The 22,109-nt window shown below is 61.6% G+C and carries 12 protein-coding genes; 10 read left to right on the plus strand and 2 right to left on the minus strand.

Features of this window, described 5'->3' with window-relative positions; all coding sequences use genetic code 11:
- The first annotated feature begins 39 nt into the window (after nucleotides 1-39).
- From ACH6CV_RS02910 to ACH6CV_RS02920, 3 genes are read left to right on the plus strand one after another with little or no spacing between them, the layout of a single operon-like run.
- Nucleotides 40-1,056, plus strand: coding sequence for a hypothetical protein (locus ACH6CV_RS02910; RefSeq protein WP_456356661.1), 1,017 nt, complete (start codon nucleotides 40-42; stop codon nucleotides 1,054-1,056).
- A gap of 6 nt (nucleotides 1,057-1,062) precedes the next feature.
- Nucleotides 1,063-2,139, plus strand: a complete 1,077-nt coding sequence (locus ACH6CV_RS02915) for a hypothetical protein (RefSeq protein WP_456356662.1) — start codon at nucleotides 1,063-1,065, stop codon at nucleotides 2,137-2,139.
- Nucleotides 2,139-2,816, plus strand: coding sequence for an ABC transporter ATP-binding protein (locus ACH6CV_RS02920; protein WP_456356663.1), 678 nt, complete (start codon nucleotides 2,139-2,141; stop codon nucleotides 2,814-2,816). The genes ACH6CV_RS02915 and ACH6CV_RS02920 overlap by 1 nt, the downstream gene beginning before the upstream one ends.
- A 397-nt stretch (nucleotides 2,817-3,213) precedes the next feature.
- Here ACH6CV_RS02920 and ACH6CV_RS02925 read toward each other — a convergent pair whose 3' ends face one another.
- Nucleotides 3,214-4,965 (minus strand): MATE family efflux transporter, encoded by a 1,752-nt coding sequence (locus ACH6CV_RS02925; RefSeq protein ID WP_456356664.1) that lies wholly within the window; start codon nucleotides 4,963-4,965, stop codon nucleotides 3,214-3,216.
- A 545-nt stretch (nucleotides 4,966-5,510) separates the two neighbouring features.
- On the opposite strand from ACH6CV_RS02925, the gene ACH6CV_RS02930 reads away from it, so the two are divergent.
- The 6 genes from ACH6CV_RS02930 to ACH6CV_RS02955 are packed head-to-tail and all read left to right on the plus strand — an operon-like array spanning nucleotide 5,511 to nucleotide 19,642.
- Complete coding sequence (locus ACH6CV_RS02930; RefSeq protein ID WP_456356665.1) at nucleotides 5,511-14,540, plus strand: amino acid adenylation domain-containing protein; 9,030 nt, start codon at nucleotides 5,511-5,513, stop codon at nucleotides 14,538-14,540.
- A 9-nt stretch (nucleotides 14,541-14,549) separates the two neighbouring features.
- Nucleotides 14,550-15,947, plus strand: a complete 1,398-nt coding sequence (locus ACH6CV_RS02935) for a phenylacetate--CoA ligase family protein (protein WP_456356666.1) — start codon at nucleotides 14,550-14,552, stop codon at nucleotides 15,945-15,947.
- Between the two features lie 53 nt (nucleotides 15,948-16,000).
- Nucleotides 16,001-16,294, plus strand: coding sequence for an STAS domain-containing protein (locus ACH6CV_RS02940; RefSeq protein ID WP_456356667.1), 294 nt, complete (start codon nucleotides 16,001-16,003; stop codon nucleotides 16,292-16,294).
- Nucleotides 16,295-16,326: 32 nt separating this feature from the next.
- The gene (locus ACH6CV_RS02945; RefSeq protein ID WP_456356668.1) at nucleotides 16,327-17,097 is read left to right on the plus strand and encodes a hypothetical protein; all 771 of its coding nucleotides are present in this window, start codon (nucleotides 16,327-16,329) and stop codon (nucleotides 17,095-17,097) included.
- Entirely contained in the window at nucleotides 17,094-19,223 is a 2,130-nt protein-coding gene (locus ACH6CV_RS02950) for a SpoIIE family protein phosphatase (protein WP_456356669.1), read from the plus strand. Before ACH6CV_RS02945 ends, ACH6CV_RS02950 begins: the two co-directional genes overlap by 4 nt.
- Nucleotides 19,220-19,642, plus strand: coding sequence for an ATP-binding protein (locus tag ACH6CV_RS02955; protein WP_456356670.1), 423 nt, complete (start codon nucleotides 19,220-19,222; stop codon nucleotides 19,640-19,642). Before ACH6CV_RS02950 ends, ACH6CV_RS02955 begins: the two co-directional genes overlap by 4 nt.
- A gap of 5 nt (nucleotides 19,643-19,647) precedes the next feature.
- Here the strand turns inward: ACH6CV_RS02955 and ACH6CV_RS02960 are convergent, their stop codons facing one another.
- Complete coding sequence (locus ACH6CV_RS02960; protein ID WP_456356671.1) at nucleotides 19,648-20,430, minus strand: 4'-phosphopantetheinyl transferase family protein; 783 nt, start codon at nucleotides 20,428-20,430, stop codon at nucleotides 19,648-19,650.
- Nucleotides 20,431-20,811: 381 nt separating this feature from the next.
- On the opposite strand from ACH6CV_RS02960, the gene ACH6CV_RS02965 reads away from it, so the two are divergent.
- Nucleotides 20,812-22,020 carry an ROK family transcriptional regulator gene (locus ACH6CV_RS02965; protein WP_456356672.1) on the plus strand — a complete coding sequence of 403 codons (1,209 nt, stop codon included), beginning with the start codon at nucleotides 20,812-20,814 and terminating at the stop codon, nucleotides 22,018-22,020.
- The last annotated feature ends 89 nt before the right edge of the window (nucleotides 22,021-22,109 follow it).

The raw sequence follows: 22,109 nt of genomic DNA on the forward strand, positions 1-22,109 counted from the left end.
ATCTTTGCGAAAAATTCTGTTGAAAGAAGGTGTGATGCCGTGCGGCTTCGATTCCTGATACTCATCCTTCTTTGCCTGGTCGCAGGGATCATGTTTTCGATTTTCGGGTTCACGATCATTGTCCGCTATCAGAACCTTACTTCCACACCTTATTCCGCTCATGGGTTTTATGAATCGCTCAATGTCTTTGATCCTGATGGTATTCCAGCCGCTCAGATGGAATCCGACCTTGTGGCGTTGAAAGCACTGCTAAACGAGCAGGACCCGTCTACCATCGTTATTTACGACTCGGTCGACGCGCTTGGTTTAGGCCTTTACGATCCGCAGCATTATTATGAGCGATATGCGCTGGCGTCCGGGCGGTATCCGGGCGCTGTGGGAACGACGGCGCATCATGAGATCATTGCGCTCGGCGATTCTTACATCGACGAATACCAAACAATGCACGATGGCCTTTATACGGTTTATGCGAAATCATATTCGGTCGTTGGCACATACGACGATCGGCATCCGCTCTATACGGTTGGGCATCCCTATATCGGCGATTTTGCGGACACAAGCAGCATTTCAGGAACATACACCATCATCGCATCGGAAGCGACAATCGGGACGATTTCAGATTTTTTTATCGAACGCGGTTATGAAGCCATTGCGGATGAACGCCCTCAACTTGCTTTTCAAACCTTACTGTGGCTTTTGTTTGATGGTGTGTCACTGGTCATTTCGATTGGCTTCTTGTTTGTACTGGTCAATTTTGTCATGGTTTGCCGGTTTATCCTCCATGGAATAACAGGGAGGCTGAAAATACATCTGCGTGTTGGCGCGTCAAAATGCGCGCTGTTCAGACGCAGCGTCGCTCCCATGGTTATGGCAATCGGCGGTGCTACATTGCCGGGTTGTTTGGTCGGCGCCCAACTGGTCGAAACTTGCTACCATGTCCCTCCTGTATCCAACATCGGTTGGATCATGCTAATTTGGCAAATGGAATTGATCGTGTTGTTTGCGCTATACGCGCTGTCGTTTGCGGTCACGCATGTGCGGCTATCGGAAGGATGACGCCTGATGATCCATCAGCTCTACTTTGCACTGAATGATGTTCGCAGAAGAATGAAGCTCTCTGCGCTCTTTATGCTGTCGCTCTACGTGGCGACGGTATTCTCCGTATTTTGTTTGGAGTATCTCCCCCAGGCCATTCGCAGTTATCGCGCCGCTTGGGAACTCCAACGGGCAAACATCACGGTATTTTCTCCTTATTACGCCGCGTATGGCATCAGGTATTCAAGCGCCGGCTATGGGTGGCTGACTGACTTGCTGGACAATGACAAAGGGGTATATTCCATCATCGATCAATTGGCGTATGACGCCGCCGACCCGGTGCCAATCGTCATTGCGCTGGGTTCGTTTGGGCAAGCATTTGGAATAGACGCGCCAACCTGCGATGGCCAACGCATGCCAGCCTATGTCGGCCATAACGTGACTGGCATTCATGTGGGCGACACCATTGGTATAGAGAAGCTGGATATGGACATATTGGAGCGCCTTCCTCGCGGGGCTTCCTACTTTCGCGGTTTGGGATTGGAGACATTGGATGATAAGGTGCTGGTTTTCTCCAAATACGCGGAAATCGGGAAACTGCCCTATCCGGACCTGATGGAACAGGCAATGGCCAATCTCGGCGTCGTCGACGCAACGCCTCAGTTGATTGAATCAATTGTCGCAGCAGCGGACGACACCGGTATGATGAACCTGATCCCGAGAAAATTGAGTGAATCGGCCCGTTTGATGTTAGGTGAGCAGATTTCCGCCGCCATCTTAACTTGTGCCTATATTGTTTGTGCGTTGGTTTTCGTCCTGATGGGCATTTCCGTTACGCTGCTTACCCTGGTGGATCAGAATTTGAGCGCTTATGCGGTTCAAAGGTTGTGCGGGGCACGGCTTGAGCACCTGTACGCACAGATGCTGTTTCATACCGCGCTGATTGTCGTACCGCCTATCGTTCTGGCCGGTATGTACGCGAACGGTGGAAAATCAATGCCCATTGCGTTGTTCATCATGGGCATTGCAATCCTCGTATCTTTCCTGCCAATGCTGAGCATAAAACGGCATGATATGGTATTCTTTCTTAGGAGGGATCAATAGTGGCATTGCTATCCATGCGAAATCTGACGAAGACATTTAAGCAGGGAAGTGGCGCGGTTGCCGCCGTCAATGATGTCTCGTTTGATGTGGAGCCCGGTGAAAAGGTGTCGCTTACCGGGCCGTCCGGCTGTGGAAAAACCACGCTGCTTAACCTGCTTGGCTTTATCATAACGCCGACTTCAGGGGGTTATTTCATTGAAGGGCGTCAAACCGTCGGTTTTTCAGAAAAAGACCGTGCTGTATATAGGAATTCATTTTTCGGATTTGTTGCGCAAGACTTCGCGCTGATCGAAGAGGAGAGCGTCTATAAAAATATTGAGCTCCCGTTGTTGTACGCAAAACCCGGAATCCCGCGGGAACAGAGGAAGGCGAAGATCGACGCCGTTATAGAAGCGACCGGTCTATTGGTTCCGTTACGGGAGAAGGCCAAAAACCTCTCGGGCGGACAGCGCCAACGCGTAGCAGTCGCCCGCGCCATTGTCAATGATCCAAAAGTCATCCTCGCGGATGAACCTACGGGCGCGCTGGATAGCAAGAATGGAGAGAAGATTATGGATTTACTCGGTCGTTTGGTCGGTCAAGGGAAAACACTCCTGTTGGTCACACATGATCCAACCATCGCATTGGCGTGCGACAGGCAGCTTCGCATGCGGGACGGTGTTCTGTTGGATCCATGAGGCGTTCAGGCGCCATGCGCGGGAGGCGATCGTGGTCGTGATGGCCTCGGGGCGGGGGCGCGGCTTGGGGCGGACAAGCTGACGGCCAACTTTTGCGGCAAGCCGCCGGCGGCGCACGCCATGGACGCGATCCCTGAAAAACTCGCGCGCCGGCGCGGTCACGCGCAGAAAGCGGGTGGCGGCATTGACGGCGAATGGGCAGAGCATTTGATGCGCGCGGATGGGGCTGATCCGTAGCGCCGACCGCCCCCCGGCTCCCTCGGACGCGCTCGTCCCCGGATGGGCGAGCGCTGTCGGCCGCAGCCGGCTGGGGGGGCAGCCTGCCGGTCGGACAAACGCAGTTCCCTGCCAATGACGCATGCCCCCGTTGTCCTTGACAGGGGTATACAGCAAGCGGCTACTCGCGGTCAAACGCGAACACGGTCGTGTTGAAGCCCAGTTGATGGGTATACTCGGATTTTGTCGCCATGCGGCGAACCACCTCAATGCCGCTGACCGCGAAGGACGTCCCATCCTTCTCGGGATATACGGTGGGGTCAAAGGGGATCCCGTCGTCGCGAAGGCTCACGACCAGTTGCGACGGCGTCAGCCGCACCCGTATGTCAAGGGTTGTGCCCTTGTTCTTCCCCCTCCCGTGCTTCGCGGTATTCACAGCCATCTCCTCCACGGCCACGCCCATCCGGTTGGCGAGGACGGGCGTCAAGCCGTGCCGGATGCCGAAGGCGATGATCTGCTCCGATACGCCGGTCGCCGCCTCCACCTCCGCGGGAATCGTGACCTCCCATAGCGCGCCGGGTTCCTCCTCGCCGAGCAGCAGCATCCCGCGGACGTTCTCCTCCCGCCGCACACGCAGCCCCGCCCAAAGCACGGCGCCCAGGGTGGCGATTTCAGACAGGAGATAGCAGAGCCAGAACAGCCTTCCGTCGATTTTCGTAAGCGCCAGCGCAAAGAGCACGACAAAGACAAACCCGTCCAGTACGGCTATCACCGAGGCCAGCTTTTCGCGGCCGGTGGTGGCATAGAAGTTCTGCAAAAGGTTGTTGATTGCATAGAAGGGCAGGCTCAGCGCGAACATGCGCAGCGCGGGGATCATCACGTGTAGATCCTGATTTGACGTAATGCCGAACCACCCGCCGATTGTCTGTGGCCAGCCGAGGAAGAACATGACGATGAGGACACTTGCGATCAGCATGGCGCGGCCGGCGGCCTTTACCGCGCCGCGAATGCCGACGGCGTCTCCTTCGCCGTAGAGCGTGCCCACAATGGGCAGCAGAGTGTCCGACGCGCTGCCGATGAAAATGGACGCGATCGCCAGCGCGTTCAGGCAGACCGTCATGGCAGCCATCCCCGGGGAGCGCAGCGTCGCCATGATGATGGCGTTAAGCACCATGGACCTAAGCAGCGACGTCCCCTGATTGAGTCCCTTGGGGAGCCCCACGCGCAAAACATAGGAAAGCCGCTTACACAGTTCCCTGCCCGGCCACACAAAGCGGAATGTACGCTTTTTTGAAAACACATAGGGCATGACAAGCCCGACGCCCGCCACATATCCCAGCGCGGTGGAAAGGCCCGCCCCCGCGATGCCCATGCCCGCGTAGCGGATCAGTACGTAGTCCAGCACCAGGTTGACGAGGTTGGCCGTGAGGGCGACCACCGCGGCGGCTTTCGGGTTTCCGTCGGCGCGATGGAACTGAGCCAGCCCGAACGAGAAGGCAAGCGGCGGACCCGCCATTACAATCGGCCGGACGTAGGCCAGCACCTGCGCCTGCACTTCAGCATTCCCCTGGGCCAGCGCGGCCGATAGAGGCTCCGCCAGGGCCCAAACCGCCGCGGCGTACAATGTAATGCACGAAATGCCCCCGGCCAGACTCACCGTGAACAGATGGTTGGCGCCCATTGCGTCCCTGCGCCCCTTGAAGATGGAGGCGCCGGTCAGACCGCCCACGCAGAACAACAGGTGCAGCAGGTTGATCCCGAAAATGACCGGCGCGGTCAGGCCCACCGCAGACAGGGCGACGCTGCCCAGCAGCGTCCCGACGATCATGCTGTCCACAACGGTAGCCAGCGAGACGGCGGAGGACATGAGGATGGCGCTCAAAAGGTATTCCCGAAACTTCTTCGTAATCAGCAATGGGTTGCGCTCGTACATGCCCATCCGCCTCCATGACCCCGAAGGGCGTCTTTTCTTCCGTTTGTGGGAGCGCGCACGGAACGTTTGCAACCCACAGGGGATCGTCGGTGCGCAGTTTTGCCGGGGTTTATCGCCGCGCGAGCGATAGAGCGCAGCCGATGCCGCTGGAATGCCAACCAAGACAGACGCCCTGGAATGATGTGGAGCGCTGATGGCATGAAGCGCGGGCGCGCCGGATCCGAGACTGCGCGCGGCGCCCCCAATCATTTCCAATTTTACATGAACCGTTCGGTAAATGCAAGCCCCGGGCACACGCAAAACAAAGCCGGTACAATGTGGAACCCTTCGCCTTGGGCAACCCAAAGTTCTGTCGGCGCTCTGCGCACGATTTCATTGCATTGTTACGCTAAAATATGGTATAATTTTCATATGGGGCAACCGCGACCCGCGCACGGTATCCTATTGCGCTTTGCCTTTCTCGCGGGGCGTTTTCGCCTGTTCTATTGCCATTGGGATGCGCGGCGGCAGGAGATGTGTCGAACCACTTATGAGAGGATGACGGGATGAAGAGCTTCCTAACCTCCCTCCGGAATCACGCCCGGATCACGCCGGAAAGGGCTGCCCTTGTTTATGGGGATCAGTCCCGAAGCTATGCCCAGCTTGACGCCGCCAGCTCCGCTGTTGCGGCGTTGTTGCGTAAAAGAGGGATTCAACCGGGCGACATCGTGCCGGTTCTGTTGCCCCGCGGCTTTGACGTGCTGGTGGCGGCGATGGGCATCCTGAAGGCCGGCGCGGCCTTCACGATCATCAACACCGCCTATCCAAAGGAGCGGATCGACTTCGTCATTTCGGACACGGGCGGCATTCCGCCCGTCGACGAGGCGTTCATGGCCGATTGCGAGGGGATGACAGGCGAACCGGCGGCTGATCCCCGAGCGGAGGATCCCGCCTTGGTGGTGTATACCTCCGGCTCCACCGGAAACCCCAAAGGCGTGGTAAACAGCTGGCGGGCGCTTGGCCTGGCGCTGGAAGTGGCGGTGTGCGGACGCACCGCGGAGGATGTGTTCCTTTCCACGTTCACCTACTCCTTCGTAGGCATCGTCGTCGACGCGCTGGTGGCCCTGTACCTGGGCGCTACGCTGCACATCGCGTCGGACGCGATTCGCCGGGACGCCGGCGCGCTCATCGAATACGCAAAGCGGCACGGCATCACAACGGCGGCCCTGTCCCCCCAGCTGCTGGCCCAGGCATTGGCCAGGGGAGACATGCCCATGCGAAGCATCCTGACGGGCTCCGAAAAGGTGTCCATGCTCTTCAGCGACACCACCCGGCTGTACTGCGTATACGGCGCCAGCGAAACCTGCGGCCCCTTCACCGCCTTTCCCATCGACAAGCCCTACGCTTCCACGCCATGCGGCCTTCCCGGCAAGGGCAGCGCCGTCTACATTCTGGATGACGAGGGCAACGCTCTCCCGGCGGGCGTGAAGGGCGAGATCTGCGTCAGCGGTCAGATCGCAAGCGGCTACCTCAACCTGCCGGAACTCACCCGGGAAAAGTTCATCCCCAACCCCTTTGCCGAGGGCGGCCAAAACGATCGGCTGTTCCGCACCGGAGATCTCGGCTTTCTCCGGGAGGACGGCGTGCTGGAGTATGTACAGCGCAAGGACTGGATGCTGAAGGTGCGCGGCTTCCGGGTGGAGCCGGGCGAGATCGAGGCAGCCATCGTGGGCCGCACCCCCGCCCGCCAGGCGGTTGTGGTCGGCTTTGAAAACGCCTGCGGGCAGACGAGCCTCTACGCGGTGTATACCGCCGACGAGCCCCTTCCGGCAAAGGCGGTGGAGGACGCCATCCGAGGCTTCCTGCCCGACTACATGCTGCCCGCGTTCATGGAGCAGGTGGACGCGCTGCCGCTGAACGTCAACGGCAAGATCGACCGCAAATCCATTTCTCCTCCGGATGCCCAGCGCTTTGTCGCGAGCTACGAACCGCCCGCGAGCCCTCGGGAAGCGCGCCTCTGCGCGGCGTTTGCCCGGGTGCTGGGGCTGGAAAAGGTGGGCGCGCTGGATGACTTCGTGCTGTTGGGGGGCGACTCCATCTCGGCCGTCCGCCTACAGACGCTGGTGCCGGAAACCGCCGTCGCCCAGGTGCTCACGCTGCGCACGCCCAGGGCGCTGGCGCAGATGGCCGGCGACGAGGCGGCGCTCCCGCCCGCGCCCGCCCGGGCGTTCTGGCCGCTGACCGACGCAGAGCGGCAGATGGCGGCGGAGTACGCCCTTCGCCCCGGTTCCCTGGCCTACAACATCGAAAACACCATCACCCTGCGGGGCGATGTAGACCCGCGGCGCTGGGAGCGCGCCCTTCGCAAATTGGTATCCCGGCACCGCATCCTGCGCTCCTGCTACCCTATGCGGGACAGCGAACACACCCACGTGGTCAGGGACGATATGCCGGTGGAGCTCACGCGCATCGCCTGCGCCCCGGAGGAAGCGGAAGGGCATATCAAGGCGCTGAACTTGCCTTACAATTTGGAAGAAGGGCCGCTGTTTCGCTTCGCGCTGATGGAAACCGGGCCTGATACCGGGGTGTTGCTCCTGGGCTTTCACCACATCCTGCTGGACGGCTCCTGCATCGAGATCCTGCTTAAGGATCTCGAGGACCTGTACAACGCAAAGCCGCTGCCACCGCCCGGACCCGATCTGTTGGATTGGGCCGTTTGGCGCGAGGAGCACCCGCGCGGTCCGGAGAGCGAGCAGTTCTTCAAGGAGATGTTCAAGGACGGCCTGCCCGAAAGCGATATGCCCACCCGCCCGATCCGCCCGGAAGCGCAGCCCGTTGGAGATCGCACGGTGTTTTGGGCGCTCCCCGCGAAGCCCATGGACGACGCCGCCCGCCGCTACGGCGTCACCGCCTATACGCTGATGATGGCAGTCGTCGGCATGGTGCTGGGCAAGTATACCGCCGGCGAGGACGTGGTGCTCGGCACCGCCATGAGCGGCCGGGTCGCGGCCTGCAGCCGGTCGATCGTCGGCATGTTCGCCAACACCGTGGTGGCCCGGCTAAAGCCCGCGGGCGCCGCCCGATTCGACGAATACCTGGCGGAGGTTGACAGGGTGCTTGGCGGAGTCAAGCGCCATCAGGATTATCCGTTCCACAAGCTCGTCCAGGCGCTGGGGGTGGAGCGCACCGCCGCCCGGAACCCGGTGTACGACATGATGGTCAACTACATAAGCCGCATGCCCGACATCCATGTCGAGGGCGTCGAGGCGACGTACCGCCACCTCTCCAGCCAGCGCCTGCCCGTCGACCTGCAGCTGGAAATCTTCCGCGAACAGGATTCGATGCGCTTTGAACTCTCCTACGCCGAGGCGCTGTACCTGCCCGAGGTGCCCGAAAACATGGCCGAACAGCTGAAAATCAGCCTTGCGCGCGTATGCGAAAACGGCAATCTTCTGGTGATGGACGCCGCGGAACTGCCCGACGGACAGCGCCGCCGGATTCTGGAGGATTTTGCCGCGCCCGTGAACGTCGAGGCCGGGAACCTCACCGTGGTGGAGCAGTTCCGAGCGCAGGCCCGCCGCGCGCCCAACCGCCCCGCCGTGCGCCATGCGGAAACGCTCCTGGATTACGCCGCCCTCGACGACGTGACAGACCGCCTCGCCGCCGAACTCGCGCGCCGGGGTCTGGGTCGGGGCGATTGCGTGGGCGTGCTGGTGGACCGCAGCGAAATGATGCCCGTAGGCGGCCTGGGGGTTTTGAAAAGCGGTGCGGCCTACCTGCCCCTCGATCCCAGCTACCCGGCCGACCGCCTGGAGTTCATGCTGAAGGACGCCGGGGTACGGCTGGTGATTGCCGACGAGGGCCTGCGCGGGGCCATTCCCGGCTACGATGGAGAATTTTTGTCGAGCGAAGCGGTTCGAAGCCTGCCCGCCGCCGCCAATGTCCCCGATGGGCCCGGCATTGAAGACCTTTTTGTGGTGCTGTACACCAGCGGCACCACCGGAAACCCCAAGGGCGTGGGCCTCTGCCACGACAACCTGGCCCACCTTTGCGCCTGGTACCGCCGCTATTACGGCGTGACGGAGGCGGACAGCGTCGCCGCCTACGCCAGCTTTGGCTTCGACGCATGCCTGATGGATATGTACCCCGCCCTGACCGCGGGCGCGCTGATCCACATCATCCCCCAAAATATGCGCCTTGATGTCGATCGGATGAACGATTATTTCAACGAACACGGGGTCACCCTCGCGTTCATGACCACCCAACTGGGCCGTCAATTCGCCGAGGGCATGGTGAATCACTCCCTGCGCCACCTTTCAACCGGCGGAGAGGCGCTGGTGCCCATTGGCCCCGGGAAAACCTATGCCTTCCACAACCTCTACGGCCCCACCGAGTGCACCGTCATCACCAGCGCCTTCCCCATCGACGGGCTCTACGATCGGGTGCCCATCGGCAAGCCCATCGACAACATGCGCGCGTACGTAATGGACAAGCACGGCCGTCTCGCGCCCGTGTGCGTGCCCGGCGAGCTGGGCATCGCGGGGCGGGGCGTCGCCAGGGGCTATCTGGGCCGCCCGGACGTCACCCGGGAGAAGTTTGTGCCCAACCCGTATACCGATGAGGCCGGCTACGGCCGGATCTACAAAAGCGGCGACGTGGTGCGCTTCCTCCCGGACGGCAACCTCGACTTCGTGGGGCGGCGCGACTTCCAGGTGAAGATTCGCGGCTTCCGCGTGGAACTGGCCGAGATCGAGGGCCGCATCCGGGCCTATCCGCAGGTGAAGGATGCGGCGGTCGTGCCCATGGACGCGCCCGGCGGCGGCAAGTGCGCCGTGGCGTATGTGGTCGCGGACGGGCCGCTGGACATCGCCGCCCTCAACCGCTTCGTCGAGGAAAAGCTCCCGCCCTATATGGTGCCCGCGGCGACCGTTCCGGTGGAGAGAATTCCGCTGAACCCCAACGGCAAGGTGGATCGCCGGAAACTGCCCGCTCCCAGCTTTGCCGGCTCCGAGGAGGCGGGCAAATCGGACGCGCCAGCGCCGACCGATCTGGGCAGGGACATCTTCGAGGTGGCCCGGACGGTGCTGGGACACGACCAGTTCGGCCCCTCTACCAACCTTCTGCACGCGGGGTTGGCCTCGCTGAGCGCCATCAAGCTCTGCACCCTTTTAAAAAAGCGCTTCGGCGCCGCGCCGGATGTGCAGCGGCTGCTGGCAAATCCCACCCTCCTATTTATTGAAAACAGCATCGTCCGGCAGCTTCTGGAAAGGGTTGCGGAACCCCAAAACGCCCCTCCCGCCGCGGAGCATTCCGGGGACGGCGAGGCGGGCTACCCCCTTTCCGGAAGTCAGATGGGCGTGTATCTCGATAGCCAGAAAGACCCCGCCGCGCTGATGTACAACATCCCCTCCCGCGTCGTCCTGCCGGCGTGCGTGGACGCAAACAGGCTGGCGGACGCCGTCGAGACGGTTCTGGCCGCGCATCCCGGCCTTCGGGTTCGCATCGAGGACACCGCCGACGGTATCTTGCAGATTCTCACCTCGGACGCCGTCCGGGTGGAGCGGCTCATGCTGTCTCAGGAGGAACTGGACGCTTACGCGCGGGCTTTCGCGCGCCCGTTCGATCTGGCCACGGGGCCCCTGTACCGCGCCGCCGTGGCGACCGGCCCCGATTCCATCGAGCTGTTCACGGATTTTCACCACATCGCCTTTGACGGCGCGTCCATGGACCTCTTCCTCCGGGAGGTAGGCGAAGCCTACGACGGCAACGCCCCCGCAGCCGAGGAGATGCCCGGCTATGCCTACGGGCGCTGGGAGGAGCAGCAGGAGCAAGGCGGCGCGTGGCAGGCGCACAAGGACTATTTTGACGAGCTGCTGAAGGATCTTGAGAGCGCCAGCGAGATCTCCGCGGATCTTCCGGGCAAGTCCGGCGGCCGCCTGGCCCAATACGACATCCCGGTGGATCGTTCTGCCGCGGAGGCCTTCTGCCGCAGGCGCGGCTTTACCCTGGCGGGTCTCTTCCTCGCCGCCACCACCTACGCCGTCGGGCGCTGGACAGGAAGCCGCAACGTCGGCCTGTCCACCATCAGCAGCGGCCGTGGCGACATCCGGCTTCAAAACAGCACCGGCATGTTCGTGCGCACGCTGCCGCTGGTCGTCGGAATGAAGGAAGGCCAGACGGCGGCGGACTACGTCGGGGCCGCTCAGGCGTCCCTGCGCGGCTCCGTGGCCCACGAGGTTTACCCCTACACCCGAATCGCTCAGGAGCACGGCTTCAAGCCCAGCATCATGTACGCCTGCGAGCTGGGCGTACTGGCGGATTACGAAATCGGCGGCCACAAGGCCCGTTTCGATGCGCTGAACGCGGACGAGCCCAAATTCAAAATCTCGGTGCATGTCGAGGAGCGCGGGCGCGATACGGTATTCTCCGTGCAGTACGACGACGCCCTCTACTCTCCCCAGTTGATGGAGCGCTTCGCGCAGACCCTTGCCGCGGCCTTCGCGGCCATGATCGCCCGCCCGGACGCGCTTGTCAGCGGCATTTCACTGTTGTCTGACCAACAGGCGGCGCTTCTTGAGAGCTTCCGCCCTTCCCGCCTCGATCCGCTGCCCTGCGGGACGCTGCACGGAATGTTCGAGCGGGCGGCCGACCGGACGCCGGAGGCCACGGCGCTTATTGCCTGCGAGGCCCGCTACAGCTATGCCCAGCTGGACGAGGAGGCCAACCGCATCGCCAACGCGCTGCTGGACATGGGCCTTGCGAGCGAGGACCGGGTGGCGTTCATGCTGCCCCGCACCGGCCGCATCCTGATGACCATGCTCGGCATCCTGAAGGCCGGCGGCGCCTACGTGCCCCTCGATCCCGAATACCCCAGGGCGCGGGTGGAGCAGATTCTGGCCGACAGCGAGGCAAAATTCCTCGTCAGCACCGAGGATCGGCTGGGCGATTACCAGGTATGCGTGGATGTGGACGCGCTGCGCGGACATCCGAACGCCGGCCGACCGCGCGTCGAAGTGGCGCCGAACCGGCTGGCCTACCTCATCTATACCTCCGGATCCACAGGAAAGCCCAAAGGCGTGATGATCGAACACCTGGGCATCGCCAATTACCTGACCCCGGACCCGGCAAACCGCCATATCCACGCGCTGGTTCAGGACGCCAAATGCATGCTGTCCATCACCACCGTCACCTTCGACATGTTCCTTAAGGAGAGCATGGCCGCGCTTTGCAACGGCCTGACGCTGGTCTTTGCCGACGAAGAAGCGGCCCGCGATCCGGTGCGGTTGGCGGAGCTTTTTGAGAAGACGGGCGCCGACGCCTTCAACGCGACGCCGTCGCGCATGATGGAGTACACCACCTATCCGGCCCTCCTCCAGGCCATCCGCCGCTGCCGGGTGGTGATGGCGGGTGCCGAGAAATACCCGGCGGCGCTGATGGAGCGGCTTCGGGGAGGCGAGGCGCATAAGCTTCGGCTGTTCAACACCTATGGCCCCACCGAGATCACCGTCTCCTGCAACGCCAAGGAACTCACCAACGCCACCCGCGTCACCATCGGCGCGCCGCTTCTGGGCGTGGTGGAAGCCGTGATGGACCTTGACGGCAACGAGCTGCCCACGCTTGTCGTGGGCGAATTATGGATCGGCGGGCGGGGCGTGGCCCGGGGCTACGTTAACCTGCCCGAGCAGACCGCCGAGCGCTTTGTGGTGCGAAACGGCGTAAGGATGTACCGTTCCGGCGACATGGCGCGCTGGACGCCCGACGGTGAGATCGAAATCCTGGGCCGCAACGACAAGCAGATCAAGCTGCGCGGCCTGCGCATCGAGCTGGGCGAGGTGGAAGCCGCGCTGCTGTCCATCCCGGGCGTGAAAAACGGCGCGGTGGTCATCCGTACGGTGCAGGGGGCCGAACGGCTCTGCGCCTACTACACCGCCGAAAGGCTCCTGGACCCCGTCAGGCTGCAGGCCGAAATGGCCGGGGTGCTCGCGCCCTACATGGTGCCGGGCGCGTGGCTGCAGCTTTCCGCCTTTCCCCAGACCGCAAACGGCAAGATCGACTACAAAAACCTGCCCGAGCCCAAAGCGCTGCGCCTTCAGGAGTACGTGCCGCCGGCCACCGCGTCCGAGGAGCGGCTCTCATCCATCTTCGCCCAGGTGCTGGGCCTCGAGCCCAACGAGGTCGGCGCGCTGGACAGCTTCTTCGACCTCGGCGGCACTTCGCTGTCCGTCACCCGGGTGGTGGTCGCGCTGAAGGAGGCCGGGCTTCATTCCGCCCGCGGGGAGGGCATCAGCTTCGGCGATGTGTTCCAAAACCCCACGCCCCGCGCGCTGGCCGCGCTTATCACGCGCGGCGAGAGCGGAGAGAACCCCAACGAATTCGCGGACAGCTACGACTACCGGGCGATCGACACCATCCTCCGGGACAACGCATTGGACGCCTTCCGGCGCGAACCCTCCCGCCCGCTGGACGACATCCTGCTTACCGGCGCGACCGGCTTTCTGGGCATCCATATTCTGGAGAGACTCCTGCGCGACCGCGATGCCGGGACGATCTACTGCCTGATGCGGCGGGGGCGCTATGCGAACTCGGAGCAGCGCCTGAAACAGCTGCTGTTCTACTACTTTGAAAACGCCTACGCCGAGCTGTTTGGCAGCCGCATCATTCCCGTGGAGGGCGACGTGACCGACCCGGGCGCCTTTTCCCACCTCAAAGGCGCCTCCATCCGGACGGTCGTCAATTGCGCCGCCAACGTCACCCATTTCGCGAAGGACGACAGCATCTTCCGGACGAATACCGTCGGCGTGGAGCGTCTGATCGATCTGTGCCTGGCGACCGGCGCGCGGCTCATCCAGATTTCCACCGCCAGCGTGTCGGGCTTTTCGGTGGACGGGCGGCCGGGGCCGGAGGAAAAGCTTACGGAACAGCGCCTGTACCTTGGTCAGAACATGGAAAACCAATACGTCTACAGCAAGTTCCTGGCCGAACGCGCGCTGCTCGAGGCCTGCGCCACCCGGGGCCTGGATGGCAAGATCATGCGCGTGGGCAACCTCATGGCCAGAAATTCCGATGGTGAGTTCCAGATGAACGCGGCGGCGAACAGCTTCCTGGGGCGGCTTCGGGCCTACAGCGTCATCGGCTGCTTCCCCTATTCCGCGTACCTGTCCCCAACCGCGATGGCCCCCATCGACTCTACCGCCGAGGCCGTGCTGCTCCTCGCCCGAACGCCCCGCGAATGCCGGGTGTTCCAACCCTACAACGACCATTCCATCTTTCTGGGGGACATCATCATGATTATGCGGGAAGAGGGCATCCCCGTCGAGCTGGTGGAGGACGATGTTTTCCAGAAAGCGCTCACCGAGGCGCTGAACGACCCTGACCGCGCCGAATACCTGACCAGCCTTGTCGCCTACCAGGGCATCGCCAAGGGGCAGTGCGTATCAAGCGTGCCCCTCGACAACCGCTACACCACCCAGGTGCTCTTGCGCATGGGCTGGCGCTGGCCCATCACCGGCAACGAGTACCTGCGCAAGTTCCTGAGAGACATGATTACGCTGGGGTTCTTCGAGCGCCCGAGCCTGTCAAAATCTGTACGCGGATAGGAGGATCCCATGCTTGAGACACCGCTGATGACCCCCTCCCTGGCCGACGCGCTGGTGCGCCAGGCCGGGACGATGCCCCCCTGCGGACTGAACGCCCTTCAAAAGGAGCGCCTTCTGATCCTCGTGGACTACGCCCGGCAGCACTCCCCCTATCTAAGGGAGAAATACCGGGATATCCCCGTCTGCCCGGACCTGGAGGATATCCCCGTCATGCTGCGGCAGGAGGCCATGCCGCGGCTGGACAGCTGGGTGTGTGATCCGGAGATCACCGCCGGGAAGCTGGACGATTACCTCGCCAACCTGGACGAGTCCTCCGTCAGCCAACCCTTTCTGGGCCGCTATCGGGTGCTCACCACCTCGGGCACTACGGGCATTCCTCTGCGCATGGTGCGGGACGACCGCCACAACCTGATCCACAGCGCCCTGCTCTCGCAGCGGCTGATCGGTGGCGGCAAAGCCAGGAACAGCTCGGTGCCCATGACGCCCTTTCCGCGCATGGCGGGGGTTTTGGCGGGCGGGGGCTACCATTCCACCTACTTGTCCTACCTCAGGACAAAAAAGGCCTATGAGGACGCGGGGCGCGGCGGGGATATTATCCCTCTGTTTGTGGACATGAGCACCGACGAAATGGTCGCGCGCCTCAACGATTTTCAGCCCGCGTTCCTCTCCGGATATCCCAGCAACATCCGCTTGCTGGCTTCCCGCAAGCGAAGCGGCAAGCTGACCATATCGCCCGGCCTGATCGCCTGCAGTGCCGAACACCTGTCGCGCGAAGACATCCATTACATTGAGGAGAGCTTCGGCTGCCCGGTTCTCAACAACTACTGTTCCACCGAAGGCGGAGAGGTGGCCATGCTGTGCAGCGAGAATCACATGCACGTGAACACGGACTGGGTCATCGTGGAACCGGTCGATCAGGACATGCGCCCGGTGCCGCCCGGCATGGAGAGCAGCGGCCTTTTGATGACCAACCTCGCCAACCTCGTCCAGCCCGTCATCCGCTATTACGTGTCAGATCAGATCGTGCTCGGCGACGCGCCCTGCGCCTGCGGCTCGCCCTTCCCCACCATAGAGATCGAGGGACGAAAGGAGGACATCCTGTCCTTCCGGGACGACGAGGGCCAGTGGGTGGCGCTTCCCTCGTCGCTGTTCATCACGATTTCCATGCATGTGCCCAACTGCGGTCAGGTGCAGTTCATCCAGCGAAAGCCCAGAGAACTCGAGATGCGCTGCACGCCCGAGGACGGCTCGGGCCACGCCGAGTTGCGCCGCGCGCTGCTCTTGGCCACGACGGAGAAGCTCGCCCTCGAGGGGCTCGGCGGCCTGACCATTGTGTGCAGCCCCGAAAAGCCCATCCTGGGCAAGACGGGGAAGATGCGCAACACACTGCGCCTGACGGATGGCTAAAGGCCCGACGCCCGGTTTCGCAGACGACCCAGAACACTTGAGGAGGAAAAGCCATGACCATTACCAGAGCCGACAGCGGAAACGAGCGCACGCTGTCAATCGCCGGCAGGATCGACGCCGCCACCGCGCCGCAACTGGAAGCCGAACTGAATTCGCTGGACGGGGTAACAAGCCTGACGCTCGATCTGAAGGACCTCGCCTACATCTCCTCCGCGGGGCTGCGTGTGCTGCTGGCCGCGCAGAAGCGGATGATGAAGCAGGGCGCCATGCGCGTCGTCAATGTCTGCGAGCCCGTCATGGACGTATTTGAAATGACCGGCTTTGCGGACATCCTGACCATTGAATAGGCATCCGCAGATTGTATCTGGAGGCAAGCCCGGTGAGACAATTTGACGAACCCGTAGCGTTGACCGGGGCGGATGGATGCCGGCTGGTCATCTCGCCGATGTCGGAAGCCGACATTGAGCCGCTGGCATCCCTGTACCGCAGGGTGTGGATACGGCGCGACGCATCCCGCCGGGTCCTGGATCCCGCGGCATCCCGGAATTTTGAGCGAACGGGCGGCATGTTTCGAATTCAGGATGCCGATAGCCTTGCCCGCCTGCTGGCGGATTCATCGGAGCTTGTCTGGGTCGCCCGTGAAGAACGCCGCCCGGTGGGCGCCTTGTGGTGCGGGCTGACCGACGAAAAATACGGCGATCCATCGCGCATCCTGCCATACCCCGGCTGCGAGGATCTGCCCGAGCGCATCGCTCAAGGCTTCGCGGACGGCACGCACTACTTCAGCAAGGAAATCCTCGTCGCGCCGGGTGCGCGGGGCCGGATGCTTCCGGAGGCGCTCCTTGCCTGCGCCATGCGCTTTTTTCACGCGCGCGGTTGCCTTCGGAGCTACGGCGAGGTCTACCATGTCCGCGCCGTGCGGGACGACTCGGGCGAGCGCGCGGTGGGGCTTTTCAACGGCGCGTCTTACAGGATGCTGTCGCGCACAGGATGCCGGTTGGAAGGCGAGTTCCTGCCATGCGTCGTACATGCCGATGGATTTGACGCGGTGGTATCGATGCGGATCGTCCGCTGGGACCTCCAATCCTCCCTGGCGACGACCCGGGAGGCGCTTTCGGCCGCGAGGCTGTCCATGGGGGAATACGCATGAAGCATTCAATCCGCACGAAGCTGCTTCGAACCTTCCTGCTGCTGCTATCCGTCCTGCTGGTATTCGGCAGCGCCTTCGCCTTTGCCGGCATGCGCTTCCTTCGCGACACCGCCCGGGAGAGCGCAAAACGGCTGGGCGATCACGCCTCGCAGAGCAGCCGAGTGATGATGGTGAGCCAGACACTGGACGCGGCGGGCAGCTTTGTGACCGAAAAGGCGCTGACCATCAACCAGACACTGGACTCCTTCGTACGAACATCGGCGGAAATGGCTGCCTATGTCGCCCATCTCTACGAGCACGCCGACCGCTTCCGGGCGCTGCGCGTTCCCACGCCGGATGATCTCGTCCGGGCGGGCAAGGCGAACGACGCAACGCTGCACTACCTGCCCGCGACGCCCGACATGCAGGGGCCTGAGGCGCAGGCGGAAAACGCGCTGCTGGGAAACCTCGAAGGCCTGTTTTCCGCGGTCTATGCGAACATGCCGGAGATTTCAAGCATTTACACCGCCCACGAATCCGGCGCCAACATCGGCTACGACCGCAACGCCGCATTGAAGGCGGGCATCGGCGCGTTTGACTGCCGGGCCCTCGCGTGGTATGCGTCGGTCAAGGCGACCCGGAAGCCGTACATCTCCAAGACCTACGCCGACAGCTTCGGCCGCGGACTCACGGTCACGCTGGCCCAGCCGATTCTGGTGGATGGGCAGTTCAATGGCGTGCTTGGCATGGACCTGCTGATTGAGAACATCAACAATGAAATCCTGAACACCCGCTACGGCGCGGGCGGCTACGCGATGCTGCTTGACGGGGACGGCGATGTGATCTCGGCGCGAGGCCTGAGCGAGGAGAACCGCAAAGGCGACGCCTTCCTCGGAACCGGGGCGCAAGCTGTGTTGCAATCGATGAAGTCCAACGCGAGCGGCTTTGTGGAGAGCAGGATCGGTGCGCAGGATATGTACATCCTGTACGCGCCGATCCCCGTCGTCGGTTGGAAGCTGACGGTCGTAATGCCCGTGGATGAAATGCTCAAGCCCGCAGAAGCGGCGGATCAGGCGATTCGGTCGATCAGTACGCAGGCGCTGAAAGACATGGACGACATCATCCGGCGGCTCAATCTAATCATGCTCGGGCTGTTCCTCTTCCTGACGGCGACCTTCGTTTTCATCGTTCGAAATGTCTGCGATCGCGTCTCCCGGCCCATTCTGACGCTCGCGCAGGATGTGCGGGGCATTGGCGAGGGCAATCTGGATTACCGCTGCGGCATTCACACCGGGGATGAAATCGAGCTGCTCGGGGAAAGTTTTGAACGCATGACCGTCTCGCTGCGGGTGTATATTGAGAACCTCACCCGGGCGACCGCGGAAAAGGAGCGCATCGGCGCGGAGCTCAACGTCGCCCACAGAATCCAGGCGAACATGCTCCCGTGCATCTTTCCGCCTTTTCCCGACCGCCCGGAATTTGATCTCTATGCAATGATGATTCCGGCAAAGGAGGTCGGCGGAGATTTCTACGACTTCTTTATGGTGGACGAGGATCATCTCATGGTGGTCATTGCGGATGTGTCGGGCAAGGGCATCCCCGCCGCGCTGTTCATGATGACCACAAAGACGCTGATCCAGACGCTGGCGCAGACCGGCATGACGCCCGCGCAAGTGTTGGACGAGGCCAACGCCCGGCTTTGTGAGCGCAACGAAACCGGCATGTTCGTGACGGCGTGGGTCGGCATGCTGGAGATCTCCTCCGGCCGGTTGATCTGCGCGAACGCCGGACACAACGCGCCGCTCATCCGGCGCAGCGGCGCGCGCTTCGAATTTCTGAAAATCCGCCCGGGCTTTGTGCTGGCGGGCATGGAAGGGACTTGTTACCGATCGTCTGAAACAACGCTTCTGCCCGGCGATATGCTTTACATGTATACCGACGGCGTCACGGAGGCGTTTAATCCCGAAGAACAGCTTTACGGCGAGGCGCGCCTTCAAAAGACGCTCGAGCAGAACGATGCGGCCGATCTCAAAGCGCTTTTAAACGCGGTAAAGGCGGACATCGATGCCTTCGCAAGCGGCGCCGCGCAATCCGACGACATTACGATGCTGATCCTGCGCGTCAACCAGAAGGGAGGAACGACGTGAGAAAATTGACCGTCGCGGCAAGGGTCGATCAACTGGCGAATGTTCTGGCGTTCGTAGAGGGCGAGCTCTCAAGCCGTTGTCCGGAAAAGGCGTGCGCGCGGCTTTCCCTCGCGGCGGAAGAGGTGTTTGTCAACATCGCCCGCTACGCCTACGCGCCCGGCGAAGGCAAAATCGACATATCCTTGACCATCTCGGGCGATCCGCCGGTGGCGACGCTCGTCTTTTGCGATGGCGGCGCGCCATACAACCCGCTGGAAACGCCGGACCCGGATGTGACGCTTGGCGCCGGGGACAGGGAGATCGGCGGCCTTGGCATCTACTTGGCGAAAAAGAGCGTCGACGAGATGCGCTATCGCTACGAGAACGGCCAAAATGTGCTGGTACTGGTCAAGTCGCTCGATGGTTCCGGCAAACCGTAGTCACTTCACGGTGTTTCTTCCGGGAGGGCCGGCGCCGTCTGAGCGGCGCCGCGCTTCATGTAGAAGGGGTTTCCCGACGGCGACCGCGAAGGCCGGCGCGCGCTCATCCCTTCAATGGCGCTAAGCAATTCTTCTTTCTCAATGATTTCTACCCGATCGGGGAAACCATCGCTCGTTATACACAGGGCGAGCTTGTACCCCGGAACCTCCTCGTAAAGCCTACAGCGGTATGATTGCGCGTCGTAATCCTGCCGAACGCGCATGTCCGCCTTGCCGAGTATCTCGAATCGCAGCGGATCCGACGAGAGCCCCGTTCCGATTCGCTTGATGAAGCTCTCCTTCAGCGTCCAAAGGCGGCAGAACTCCTCCGCGTCCACATGAATCCCATCCGGCATGACGCGCAGAAGCTCCCGTTCAACGAAACACCGCCGTGCGACGCCCGGATCCGCAATGCCGATCTGCTCGATGTCCACGCCAACGCCTTCTCGGCCGATTGCGCAGACCGCGTATTCGCCTGAATGCGAAAGGTTAAATGAAGGCGCTCCTTTATCCGCGAGGAAGGGTTTGCCATACCCTCCCAAACGGATTCGTGGCGGCCACGGCAATTCCGGCTCTTCACGAATAAGCGCAAGGTTCAAAATCAACCCCGCGCCCAGCGAGAGCGCCCTGTCTTTGGCAAAGCGGTAGAGCAGTGCTTTCCGGCGCCGGTCGTCGCCCAAAAAGGCAAGGAGGCGAAAAAAGACGCGCTCCTCATACAGCCACCGCACATTTAGCGCATACAGCTTCATGGCGCGTCAAGGCCGTTCCCAAGGAGCGTTAAGGCATCGCATGAACGTGCCCTCCTCGAATTTCGGCCGAATCGTTTCCCTGCCGACACATGCTCCATCCTTCGCGATCCCTTCCGCCTGCAATTACATAACGGGCTATTGTTTTACGCAGATGCTTTTCCGGCATCGGTTTCATGAGGAGCGAGGGCATGTTCACGGGCCGGCTGCCCCGCGAGCGGCCTTCCCTCGGCTTAGTATAACTCAATCCCCGGACCGCGTCAAAGGATTTGTCCCCAAGGCAACCGGGCAATCCGTGTCCGCACAGGGCGAGGTTGCGCAAGACCCAAAAATGCGGTATAATTGCTCTGTTGCTAACTGTTAATTAGAAAGAATGGCGAGTGAATGATGCGCATAAGAAACGCCGTTAAGGGAAACTCCGAATTGATTCGAAAGATGAACGTTGCGCTCATTAAGGGCGCAATCATGGAATCGCGCCGTATCTCCCGCTCCGGCCTTGCCAAGAAACTCGGTCTGGCCCTTCCGACAGTTATGCGCATCGTCGATACGCTCATCGAAGAAGGTTCGGTCATCGAGGTCGGGCAGGGTCACTCTTCCGGGGGGCGCAAGCCGACCATGCTGGAGATGAACGAGGATCACGTCTATTACATCGGCGCGTGCATCCAGAGAAAGCTTAAGGTCGTCTTGGCCAGCGCCGTGGGGAATATCATCGCGCGTTACGAGTGCATTTTCAACTACACCAATATGCGTGCCAATATCCTCGACCAGGTTACTGCCGGCGTCGAATCGGTCATTTTGCAGGCAGGGGTGCCGCGAGAGAAGGTTTGCTGCATCGGCATAGGCACGCCCGGTTTCAATTTCAGGCATAACGACAGGGTAAACCTTTACCCCTTTGCCAAGTGGGCCAATTTTGACATCGACGCCTGGCAACAGCCGGGCATGCTGCCATTCCCTGCGGAATGTGAAAACATCCCAAAGCTCGGAGCCCTTGCGGAATTGCGTTTTGGCGTTGGGCAAAATATACAAGATTTCATCTTTATTTACGCCGATTTCGGCATCGGCGCCAGCGTTGTAGCCGATGGCAAGCTGTACATGGGCTCCACCGGGGTGGCGGGTGAATTCGGCCATATGGTCATTGAGCGCGATGGGCAAGAATGCTATTGCGGACGGCGCGGCTGCGTGGAGATGTACGCTTCCTCGATAGCCATCCTCAATCGGATCAAGGAGGAAATGAAATCACGGAAATGCTCCGTCAATAACGTCAGCATCCCTTCGATGCTTCAATTTTCCGACGCACTGGAAGAGCTGAATCAAAAGAACCCTATGGTTGAGGCGGTTTTCTCCCAAGCGGGAGAGTATCTGGGGGTAGGACTTGCCAACCTGATTAATCTGCTTAACCCGCGGATGATTATTATCGGAGGCGAACTCTCCAACTGCGCATGTTATGTGCAATCGGCTCAGCGAACCGCACAGTCCGCAGTATTCTTGCACAGAGCCGAGCGCGTGGATATCGTTACCAGCAACCTCGGCGAGGATGATCTTTTAATCGGCGCCATCGCGCTTGCGATGAACAGAGTGTTTTCTTCGCTTTAATCCCAATCTCAACCGTTCCCGCATCCTCGATGGATCCCTCCAGCATCGCGCCGCCCTGCGCCCGTTTGGGCAATCCCGCAGATTCCATC

Source organism: Anaerozeibacter quisquiliarum, assembly GCF_051162045.1.
Classification (GTDB): domain Bacteria; phylum Bacillota; class Clostridia; order Christensenellales; family Aristaeellaceae; genus Anaerozeibacter; species Anaerozeibacter quisquiliarum.

What these genes read in the sequence shown, in the direction of transcription:
- ACH6CV_RS02915 (WP_456356662.1), top strand. Translation starts at nt 1,063, where the DNA reads ATGATCCATCAGCTCTACTTTGCACTGAATGATGTTCGCAGAAGAATG.
- ACH6CV_RS02925 (WP_456356664.1), bottom strand. Translation starts at nt 4,965, where the DNA reads ATGTACGAGCGCAACCCATTGCTGATTACGAAGAAGTTTCGGGAATAC.
- ACH6CV_RS02930 (WP_456356665.1), top strand. Translation starts at nt 5,511, where the DNA reads ATGAAGAGCTTCCTAACCTCCCTCCGGAATCACGCCCGGATCACGCCG.
- ACH6CV_RS02935 (WP_456356666.1), top strand. Translation starts at nt 14,550, where the DNA reads ATGCTTGAGACACCGCTGATGACCCCCTCCCTGGCCGACGCGCTGGTG.
- ACH6CV_RS02940 (WP_456356667.1), top strand. Translation starts at nt 16,001, where the DNA reads ATGACCATTACCAGAGCCGACAGCGGAAACGAGCGCACGCTGTCAATC.
- ACH6CV_RS02950 (WP_456356669.1), top strand. Translation starts at nt 17,094, where the DNA reads ATGAAGCATTCAATCCGCACGAAGCTGCTTCGAACCTTCCTGCTGCTG.
- ACH6CV_RS02960 (WP_456356671.1), bottom strand. Translation starts at nt 20,430, where the DNA reads ATGAAGCTGTATGCGCTAAATGTGCGGTGGCTGTATGAGGAGCGCGTC.
- ACH6CV_RS02965 (WP_456356672.1), top strand. Translation starts at nt 20,812, where the DNA reads ATGATGCGCATAAGAAACGCCGTTAAGGGAAACTCCGAATTGATTCGA.